This window comes from Arcticibacterium sp. (assembly GCF_055134445.1).
Map to the genome: position 1 here is coordinate 19,540 of NZ_JBSRVI010000123.1, position 9,387 is coordinate 28,926.

General features: G+C 37.6%; 11 protein-coding genes. 5 read left to right on the plus strand and 6 right to left on the minus strand.

The genetic code is table 11. From position 1 onward, the window contains the following. Positions 1 to 67 precede the first annotated feature (67 nt). The gene (locus ACTBZY_RS15895; RefSeq protein WP_463047330.1) at positions 68 to 1,111 is read left to right on the plus strand and encodes an Ldh family oxidoreductase; all 1,044 of its coding nucleotides are present in this window, start codon (positions 68 to 70) and stop codon (positions 1,109 to 1,111) included. Between the two features lies 1 nt (position 1,112). Here ACTBZY_RS15895 and pyrE read toward each other — a convergent pair whose 3' ends face one another. Continuing rightward, positions 1,113 to 1,739, minus strand: coding sequence for an orotate phosphoribosyltransferase (gene pyrE, locus ACTBZY_RS15900; RefSeq protein WP_463047331.1), 627 nt, complete (start codon positions 1,737 to 1,739; stop codon positions 1,113 to 1,115). Between the two features lie 9 nt (positions 1,740 to 1,748). Beyond that, positions 1,749 to 3,044, minus strand: a complete 1,296-nt coding sequence (locus ACTBZY_RS15905; RefSeq protein WP_463047332.1) for a hemolysin family protein — start codon at positions 3,042 to 3,044, stop codon at positions 1,749 to 1,751. Positions 3,045 to 3,202: 158 nt separating this feature from the next. On the opposite strand from ACTBZY_RS15905, the gene ACTBZY_RS15910 reads away from it, so the two are divergent. Then, entirely contained in the window at positions 3,203 to 3,889 is a 687-nt protein-coding gene (locus ACTBZY_RS15910; protein WP_463047333.1) for an NUDIX hydrolase, read from the plus strand. Here ACTBZY_RS15910 and coaD read toward each other — a convergent pair. Continuing rightward, a complete protein-coding gene (gene coaD, locus ACTBZY_RS15915) occupies positions 3,862 to 4,329 on the minus strand; it encodes a pantetheine-phosphate adenylyltransferase (protein ID WP_463047334.1) in 468 nt (155 codons plus the stop codon). The genes ACTBZY_RS15910 and coaD overlap by 28 nt on opposite strands. 289 nt (positions 4,330 to 4,618) lie before the next feature. On the opposite strand from coaD, the gene ACTBZY_RS15920 reads away from it, so the two are divergent. Genes ACTBZY_RS15920 through ACTBZY_RS15930 form a run of 3 tightly spaced genes read left to right on the plus strand, consistent with a single transcriptional unit; the run spans position 4,619 to position 6,695 of the window. Continuing rightward, positions 4,619 to 5,530, plus strand: a complete 912-nt coding sequence (locus tag ACTBZY_RS15920) for an ROK family protein (RefSeq protein ID WP_463047336.1) — start codon at positions 4,619 to 4,621, stop codon at positions 5,528 to 5,530. Between the two features lie 2 nt (positions 5,531 to 5,532). Beyond that, a complete protein-coding gene (locus tag ACTBZY_RS15925) occupies positions 5,533 to 6,087 on the plus strand; it encodes a hypothetical protein (protein WP_463047337.1) in 555 nt (184 codons plus the stop codon). Then, a complete protein-coding gene (locus tag ACTBZY_RS15930; RefSeq protein WP_463047338.1) occupies positions 6,087 to 6,695 on the plus strand; it encodes a hypothetical protein in 609 nt (202 codons plus the stop codon). The genes ACTBZY_RS15925 and ACTBZY_RS15930 overlap by 1 nt, the downstream gene beginning before the upstream one ends. Here ACTBZY_RS15930 and ACTBZY_RS15935 read toward each other — a convergent pair whose 3' ends face one another. The 3 genes from ACTBZY_RS15935 to pafA all read right to left on the minus strand — a co-directional run. Then, entirely contained in the window at positions 6,696 to 7,334 is a 639-nt protein-coding gene (locus tag ACTBZY_RS15935; protein WP_463047339.1) for a trimeric intracellular cation channel family protein, read from the minus strand. Positions 7,335 to 7,461: 127 nt separating this feature from the next. After that, positions 7,462 to 7,854 carry a VOC family protein gene (locus ACTBZY_RS15940; protein ID WP_463047340.1) on the minus strand — a complete coding sequence of 131 codons (393 nt, stop codon included), beginning with the start codon at positions 7,852 to 7,854 and terminating at the stop codon, positions 7,462 to 7,464. After that, positions 7,855 to 9,387: alkaline phosphatase PafA (pafA, locus tag ACTBZY_RS15945; protein ID WP_463047341.1), on the minus strand; the 1,533-nt coding region annotated here is incomplete at its 5' end.

A 9,387-nucleotide genomic window follows, 5' to 3' on the forward strand; every position in this document is an offset into this window, starting at 1 on the left:
TAACCATATTGGTTGGCTTTTTTTATGCCTTAACTCTTAAGTTCAGTTTTATTCCTAATTTCGAAAAATGAAATCAACCTTGACCTATTTACAAGCTCAAACTTTCCTTGCTGCCCTTTTTGAAAAAGTAAATCTTCCAAAAGACAAAGCCAATATTACCCTCCATATCCTTCTGGAAGGTGAACTTTTAGGACATAGAACCCATGGGCTTCATCTCGTGATGCCCTACATCGATCATATCCAAAAGAAAAGTATGGAGACAAAAGGTAGTTATGAGGTATTGAACCAAACCGCTACTTCTGAGCTATGGGATGGCAAGTATTTAGCCGGCCCTTGGTTAATTGACAGTGCCATTAAGAAAACCAATGAAATAGCTGAACAGGAAGGTGTAGGCACCGTGGTGATTCAGAAGTCTTCTCATATAGGATGCTTGGCGGCTTATATGGAAAACGCCACACTTAATGGAAACATGGTCATGATAGCTTGCAGCGACCCAGACAATATGACGGTAGCTCCTTTCGGAGGAACTACTGGGGTTTATAGCCCAAACCCTCTGGCTCTAGGTATACCCACCGAAAACGAACCCATTATTATAGATGTGAGTATGTCTGCTACTTCCAACGGTTTAATTCATCAAAAGAAACAAATAAATGAACCACTCCCACACGCTTGGCTCTTAGATGCTGAAGGCGTACCAACAGCTGACCCAAATACATTTTTCAATAGCGAACCTTCCACTATCCTACCTTTAGGAGGCTTAGATTCCGGCTATAAGGGTTTTGCATTAGGTATTATGATTGAAGCCATGACCTCTGCTCTTGGTGGGCATGGACGTTCAAGCGAACCAGGAAGATGGGGGGCTTCTGTATTTATACAATCCATTAACCCAAGAAAATTTTCTGGTGAAAGTTATTTCAAAAAAGAGATGGAATTTCTTAAACAGCAATCATTAGCCAGCAGGGCCGCAAATTCTAAGCAACCTGTAAGAATTCCAGGCCAGAGAGGCTTAGAACTTAAAAGACAACAAATGAAAGATGGCCTAACTTTAAGGTCTGACACGCTGGAAGGGCTTCAGAAATTAGCCGAGAATTATAGTATACCCCTTTTTTAGATTAACCCCATTTTTCAGGGCTTCTTTTCCATTTCTTAAGTGATTCTAAATCAGTATCCTTTACGTAAGACTGCTTGACAGCCTCATCTATTAAAAAACTATAATTACTTAGTGTCACTAGCGGCACATTGGCCTCTTGAAAATTAACTCCTGCCACCTTAAGTCCATAGGTAAAGACGGAAATCATGCCGATAACTTCAATCCCTAAAGCTCTTAAGGCTTCAACGGCTTTGAGTGAACTGCCTCCGGTAGATATCAAATCTTCCAGAACCACTACTTTCTGACCTTTGACAATCTTTCCTTCTATCTGATTGCCCATTCCGTGCTCTTTTGGCTTAGGCCTAACATAAGCGAATGGTATCTTTAAGTAATCTGCCACTAGAGCCCCTTGAGCAATACCCGCCGTGGCTACACCGGCTACCAAATCTACCTCTGGAAAATGCTTCTTGATAGCTTTAGCTAGTGCTTTCTTTATAAAAGTTCGTCCTTCTACATCAGACAGCGTAATTCTATTGTCACAATAGATGGGTGATTTCCATCCGGAACTCCAAGTGAATGGGTCATTTGGACTTAATTTAACAGCTTCTGTTTCTAATAAAATATTAGCAATCTTTCTAGCAGTGGTCATTTATTAACTTTATAGTTTTTCTTGATTCTCGTCTAGGATAGTCACTAAGATTTTGTCAATACGGTTTTTATCCATATCCACAATTTCAAAACGGAAATTTTCCCAATCAAAATAATCTCCCGTATCAGGGATTTCTTGTAAAATCTCTAGAGCAAAACCACCCATGGTATCAAAACCCTGATAGTCTTTTCTATTACTTATTTCTACATCAAACTCTTGTAAAAACTCATCAAAAGGAAGAGAAGCGTCTATTAGGAAAGTGCCATCTTCTCTTTTCACTATCTCAAATTCAAATTCATTAGTCTCTGAAATATCGCCTACCAGGGCATCCAAGATATCGTTCATGGTCACTACTCCCTGTACGTTACCATATTCATCCACAATAACCCCAAAGTGTCTTCTTTCCTCTTGAAACTTCTCCAGCACCTGATACCCCAAATTATTTTCCGGAATAAATAAGCACTCTCTAAGACTTTTTTCTAGGGATTTCAATTCTGTAGATAATGATTTACCAAGTAGGTCTTTGACATAAAGCAAACCAACCATATTATTGATACCATCATTACATACTGGGTAAACAGAATGGCGAGAGGCGATAATCTTTTTCTTGTTTTCTATAGGGGTATCCTCTAAGTCTAAGAACGTAACTTCATTGGTATTGGTCATTAAAGAGGTTATCTTTCTGTCTCCAAGATGAAATACGTTTTGAACTATTTCGTGCTCAATCTCCTCTATAGAGCCCCCTGTAGCACCCTCCTTAGCCATCGACTTAATTTCTTCTTCCGTAATGAAGTTATCTGATTCCTTAATACCAGTAAGGCTAAAAAGAAACTTGGATGTTTTACTTAGTATCCATATAAAGGGATACGTTATCCTTGACAACGCTATCATCGGGCCCGCCATATAACTAGAAATAGTCTCTGGGGAGGCCATTCCTATTCTTTTGGGAACCAATTCACCAAAAATAAGTGAAAGGAAAGTTACGAATATTGTAATTAGCACTACCGAAATGGTATCAGCATAAGGTACAAAATAAGGTACCTGCTTTATAAATGGCTCTATATTATCTCCAAGCCTATCTCCAGAATAAATACCCGTAAAAATACTGATCAAGGTTATTCCTATCTGTACTGTACTTAAAAAGTTGTTCGGGGAGTTAGCCAGTTTTAAAGCCGACCTTGCTTTGCTGTCGCCATTTTTGGCTGCAATTTCCAATTTTGTTTTTCGGGATGAGATTAGTGCAATCTCGGACATCGAAAACACCCCATTAATTAAAATCAGAACCAATAAAATTATTATTTCCATTAAGCTATATCAATCCCTCTTAGGGAACACTGCTCTTTTATTTAACTGCAAAATAATACAAATGTAAATCGCTTTACTACTTAAAAATTAAATATTTTAGAAATTAGGCTTGCACTAATAGACCAAACCCTATTTTTGCACTCAAACAATAAGAAACAATGGTCATATTTATTAATGACAGGCCTATCTTTTTTCAGGAAGAGAAGATTGGTGCCAACAAAAAGTTTGACACCATAATTTCGGATTCCAATAGACTGAAAAACTTAAAAGAATGGCGTAAGAAGGTTTTAATACCTAATGCTTCACCTGAGATAATTACTGCCTTTTTTAAAGGTATTAAAGAAATAAAGAAGTTTGACTTTAAAAGTTTAACCTTTTACGTGAAAAGCCTGGATGAAGCTAAAAAAACCGTATTTGGTCAATATAAGATAGTGGATGCTGCAGGAGGTCTTGTGATAAACAATGAGCATAAAATTCTGATGATTCATAGGCTGGAAAAATGGGATTTACCTAAAGGAAAAGCAGAAAAAGGAGAAACCATGAGGGAGACAGCTCTAAGAGAAGTGGAAGAAGAGTGCAATATCAAGGTTTCCTTAATAGACAAGTGTTACATTTCGTATCACACCTATCTTCATAAAAATGTTAGAGTGCTGAAAAGGACTTTTTGGTATGAGATGAACTTGATTTCGGACGAATTTATGACTCCGCAGTTAGAAGAAGGTATTGATGACATCAAATGGATGAATAGTTTTGAAATGCACAAGGCTTTGCAAAAAAGTTATCCGTCTATTAAAAACGTTTTAAAACACATGCTATCTCAGGAACTTAGTTTTTCTAAAGGGTAAGGTACATAGTTACTTACGTCTACCCCAAAAGAATGCAGCTCTCGTACAATACTTGAGCTAATGGGTGCCAGTTCTGGAGAAGTAATTAAGAAAACAGTCTCTAAACCGTCTACAATCTGACGGTTTACTTGGGCTATGGTGTTTTCGTATTCAAAATCGGTGGTATTTCTTAAACCCCTTATTAAGAACTCAGCACCTTCATTTTTAGCTACTGCGGCTGTTAAATCGTTATAATTTATAACTCTAATTCTGGGGTCATTATTAAATGCACCTTTAATGACACCCACCATAACCTCCAACGGAAAATATCTCTTCTTAGCAGGGTTATAGCCTATACCGATAATAATTTCATCAAAAAGCTTCAAACCCCTCTCCACAATATCTGCATGCCCCTTGGTAAAAGGGTCAAATGAGCCAGGAAAGAAAGCGATTCGTTTCATAGGGTATTGTTATATAGGCTTAAAGATTGAAATGTTTTTACTCATTTCAAAACAAGAAGAATGTTTCTATCTCAAATTTTCCTAAACCATTAAAAGCTTTATTCTAAAAAATACATAACTTAAAAATAGCCCTAAACAGCTTATAACAAACACTTCATACTGCACTAAACCCTCCATATTTAAAGTAGATGGCCTTAGGTTATCTCATTTTAAAATTTAAAGTAGGCTAGAATTTCTTATGATAAATACTAAGTTTGTAGCTTCCAAAACGAACAATAAAACAACAGAAATGGAAAGATATTTATGGGGTGTAGATTTAGGCGGTACTAAGATCGAAGGAATTGTCATAAACGACGCTACTGGCGAAACGCTTATAAGAGAGAGAGTACCTACTGAAGCTAAAGAAGGTTACCAGCATATCTTATCACAGATTAAAAAGTTGATAGACGGCTTATCTGAAAAAACAGGTATTAAACCTACTGCCATTGGTTTTAGTACGCCCGGGACGCTAGATCCTGGCTTACAAACCATGAAAAACAGCAATACTACTTGCATGAACGGCCAATCTATGAAAAAGGATTTGGAAAATTTATTGAAAGTAGAAATAGCCATGGCAAACGATGCCAACTGTTTTGCTTTAGCCGAAGCCACTATGGGAATAGTTCCTGATAAATATCCAGATGCTCAAGTGGTTTTTGGTGTCATTATGGGTACTGGCGTTGGTGGTGGTGTAGTGGTAAATGGTAAAATAATAAGCGGAAAACACGGCATTGGAGGAGAGTGGGGACATAATGTCTTAGGCGACGACCAAACGCCTTGTTATTGCGGTAAAAAAGGTTGTAATGAAAATATATTCTCAGGCCCAGCTCTAGAAAGGTTTTACGCCAGTATTTCTGGAGAGAAAAGAGGTATGAAAGAAATAGTAGAACGCTATAGAGCAAATTCAGATGAGCATGCTACAGCTACCATGCAGCGTTTGTTTAAGTCTTTTGGAAAAGCCATTCACTACATCTTAAATGTTCTGGATCCAGATGTGGTAGTTCTCGGTGGTGGTGTGAGTAATATTGATGAAATTTATACGGAAGGAGTTAAAGAAATTGAAAACTACATTTTCAATAATAGAAAAGTAGAAACCGTCTTTTTAAAACCTAAACTTGGTGATAGTGCTGGCGTATTTGGTGCAGCCGAACTGGTTAGATAAATTTGAAAAAGTTAATATTAGTTCTTCTTTTAGGAATATCGGGGTCCTTAGTGGCTCAAGAGAAACAATTAGAAAAATCGCCCAAAAGAATAACTTTAGAAACTGGATATACCGGTATCATTAAAACCAATTTACCAGAAATAAGTAAAACAGGTTTTTCTTTCGCAGCGGATATTATGTGGCAGGTCTCTGGATTTACCGGTAAACCTAAAGCCTTTTTATCTTTGCCTATTGGTTACACTGCGGTACCTCCGTTAAAAGAAAATACCAAAAATATCGGTATCGCTTTTTACGGTTTACACATCACACACGAGCTTTCTAATAAAAATAAGTGTGTACCTTTTGTGGGCTATAGTTTACTTTTTAATCAAGTGCACTTACAAGAAACGGAAGGAAGGGTTATTGGTCATGAAACTCGTTTTGACGCTGGCTACTATTTGGGTAAAAAGGTATTTCTGAAAGCAGAATACAGCATTGCTAGTTTCCCTGCCTTAGGAAAACGCAAAACCGACAAAATAAACACCGTAGCCGTTAAATTAGGCTATGTGATTAAATAATGGAAGATTTTGTTTTCTACTTTTACCCCACCCTACTCAATGAGTATCACCGATATCTGGCGAATGCAACAGAGGAATCTAAGCTAAAACTCATTAACAGAATTAACAGGGTACCAGAGACGGACCCTGAAATTCTTGCGAAATTTAAGAAAGGCATCTCTTTTGAAAGTGCTGTATTGAAAAACAAGGCTGGAGATTTTAACGAAAAACTGATTCAAGAAGCAGCTTCACTCCTTCCCAAAAAAAGGAAAACTCAGCAGAAACTCTCTTTCAGGCACAAGAACATTCACTTTTACGGATATGCAGATGTTTTGGGCGAGGCCAGAGTTATTGACCTTAAATCAACAGCAAATCATAAGCCTGGTAGACATGATGCTAACTTCCAGACCCTTTACCTCTATAGTTTAATTGACGCCGGTTTTAAGGCGATGGAATACATTATCTGTGATTTTGAAAACATCTATGTGGAGAAGTATGACGCCGCCACTTATGACTTTGAAAGCATGCTTGCAGAAATGGAGAGCTTTAGAGATTTCCTACTAGAAAATAAATCTCAAATCAGAGATAAAAAAATAATGATAGAAAGAACTCAAACCTTGTTTGACTAGCTATTCATCGCCCTTTCCAAAACCATTTATGTCGTCAAACTTTTTCAAGTTTAAGGTCCATCCGTTTTTAATGGATAAATACCTGACTATAAAAACAATGACCATAGAAACCATGACATTGACATTCTCAAAAGGGGAGAACTTCTGCATAATGACGTAAATGACAGCTCCTAAGAAACAGGCAGCTGCGTAAATTTCCTTCCTAAATATTAATGGAATTTCATTGGTCAAAACGTCTCTAATAACACCACCAAAACAAGCAGAAATCACGCCCATCATAATGCAAGTTTCTACTCTGAGGTTATATTCAGCGGCTATTTTGAACCCAATAATAGTGAATACGCCAATACCCAAGGTATCAAATAGAAACATACCTTTTTTCAACTTTAAAACACGTTTATAAAAGATATAGGCAATGGCGTATCCAATAAAAATAGCCAAAATATAGTTCCGGTCATTAAGCCAACCCACGGGTGAACGCCCTATCAATAAATCTCTGAGCGTACCTCCACCCACCGCAGTCACAAAACCAATGATAAGGGTACCGACTAGATCAAAACGTTTTTCGATCGCCATTAATACTCCTGAAATAGCAAAAACACTGGTACCAAATAAATCTAAGAAGTATATCCAAGTCATAACTACTAAGGTAGGAAGATGCGTAAATTGTTTAATTATTTTGGACTGACGAATTATCAAATATATTGATAATTATTCTCACTTATTCAGAAGCCCTATACTCCACAAAATTCATCATAAATCAATGTTACCCTACAGGCTCTATCAAATCCCAAAGATTGCCATACATATCTTCAAAGACCAATACTCGACCATAGGACTCGGTTACAGGCCCTCTTACTACTTTAACCTGATGTCGTTGCAGATTCTCCAATTGGGAGTCAAAATTATCTGTATAAAGAAACAAGAACACTCTTCCACCAGCTTGCCTACCAATAGCCTTCGTTTGCTCTTCCGAAGTAGCTTTGGCTAACAAAATCCTACAAGAGTTCTCGCCTTTGGGAGACACCACCACCCATCTTTTTGTATCAGATAAATGGGTGTCTTCCAAAAGTTCAAAATCTAAAACCTGACAATAATAATTGATAGCATCATCATAATCGGTCACTACTAGAGCTATTTGATTTAAGCTAACTCCCATTTATTTTAAAGCAGCAGTGACAGGCTTACCTACCGAGCCATTTGGCTCTTGAATGTTTAATAACTGACTAACCGTAGGTGCTATATCAGAGATAAAAGTAGGCTCTACTGTTTCTCCATGATTTATGCCATTTCCGAAAAACAATAAGGGTACATGTGTATCATAAGCCCACATAGTCCCATGCGTAGTTCCACGCGTTCCGTAACCGTGAAACCAAGCTGGCTCTACTAAAACCATGATTTCACCACTTCTTTTCGGGTTATAAATGTTTTGAATTTTCTCTTTATAAAAGGGAGGAATATTATCGTTGCTAAAATTCTCCAGGTTAATAACAGAATAAATCCCTTCTTGCAAAGACAAAACTGGAGCTATCAAGTTTTTGATTTGTTCCACAGAAACATTTTTCTCTGCCATCAAAACTCTATTAAGATAGAACTCATAGTTCTTCAAACTCAAAATCCACTCTCCTTCACCATAAGCTTTTGAAATTAAAGTATTAGCCTCCTTAGTAACTTCACCACCAAGAAATAAGCCTGCTGGCAAATCATGCTTTTTCAAGAAAGCAGGAATCTCCGCCACACCGTGGTCGGCAGAAAGAAATAAAGTATAAGCTCCCTTTCCAACTTCAGCATCTAATGTATTTAGTAAACGTTCTATATCTAAATCTAATCTGACATAAATATCTTCAACCTCCTTTGACTGAGGTCCAAAAGCATGCCCTGCGTAATCTGGAGAAGAAAAACTAATGGCTAAGAAGTCTGTAATATCATCTTTACCAAGCGACTCATTCCTTAATGCCTCTAAGCCTATATCAAGCGTCATGGTATTTCCCCATGGTGTGGAGGCTATGGAACCTACCGTGAAAGTATGCGGAAAAATAGCTTCCTTTTGACCGTTTAGACGGTTTTCATAAGGCTGATTATCTTCTTCTGATTCTGTATAAGTTTCAATAGGATATAATGTCTCCCAAGTTTTAGTGGCATACGCTTCCGATACGTTCTTGTCATTAAAAGCTTGAACCCAGTTTGGCAGTTTGTTTCCATAATGCGTACTCGTAATCCAATTTCCCGTAGAAGAGTCATACCAATAAGCATCACCTGTGTGACCCGCAGGCAGAATAGCTCCTCTATCCTTTATAGCTACGCCAACCACTTTAGACTTGAACTGATTCGACAACCTTAATTGGTCTGTAACCGTAGTAACTTTTAAGTTATTAGGTGACATCATTCCGGCCTTTTCTGACCCCTCACCTACTGTAGAAACTGTACTATCAGAAGCCACATACATTTCTTTACCGTCTACTTTATCAAACCAATCATTCCCCACAATTCCGGAGACAGCTGGTACGCTACCTGTATAAATATGTGCATGACCTGGCCCCGTTACTGTAGATGCGTAATGGTAATTATTATTTTTGCAGTTAAAGCCTTCTGCAAGTAATCGCTTAAAGCCTCCTTCACTATACTTTTTTTCAAATCGATATAAATACTCGTATCGCATTTGGTCAACCACAATACCTACCACCAATTTTGG